The following is a 615-nucleotide window of genomic DNA, read 5'->3' as shown; positions in this document are numbered from 1 at the left end:
GCGGCGCGGGAGCTGGCCGAGGCCGCGGTGGCGGGCCCGGGGACCGACGACGCGTGGTCGCTGCCGTACGCGCTGGCCGCGCTGGCGCGGGTCCTGATGTGGGCCGGGGAGCCGGGGCGGGCGGCGGGCGCGCTCGATCGTGCGGAGCGCTCCGTCGGCACGGGCCGGGACCGCCAGGCCCGCTTCGAGGTGCGCACGGCCCGCGCCGAACTGGCCCTGTTCGAGGAGCGCCCTGAGCGCGTCGCCGAGCTGCTGCCCGAGGGCGAGGCACCGGTCCTCACCGCGTGGGCCCACCTCCTCGCCGGGCGGCGGGAGTCGGCGCGGTCGGTCGCCGCCGCGGAGGTCGCGCGGGCGCGCGGTACCGGGGAGCGGATCGCCGAGGTGGATGCGGGAGTCGTGCATGCGGTGGCCCTGGGCGGGGCCGCCGGGGTTCGGGCTCTGGGGGCGGTCGAGGCGCTGGCCCGGAGTCTGCCGTACCCGGCGGGGCTCGGGCGGATCGTCGCCGCGCGGGGGATACCGGGCACGGGGTGATCGCGCCCGGAGCCGTGGGGGCGGCCTCCGGCGTGCGACTGCTGCGCCGTCGTGGCCGGCCGCGCAGTTCCCCGCGCCCCTGAA

At 80.7% G+C, this 615-nt stretch carries 1 pseudogene; it reads left to right on the top strand.

From position 1 onward, the window contains the following. A pseudogene (locus GTW43_RS15060) lies at nt 1-531 on the top strand (transcriptional regulator); the annotation flags it as partial. Nucleotides 532-615 lie beyond the last annotated feature (84 nt).

It is taken from the genome of Streptomyces sp. SID5785 (assembly GCF_009870065.1).
Lineage (GTDB): Bacteria > Actinomycetota > Actinomycetes > Streptomycetales > Streptomycetaceae > Streptomyces.
The sequence above is the reverse complement of the archived record's forward strand: the minus strand, read 5'-3'. Positions and strand labels throughout refer to the sequence as shown.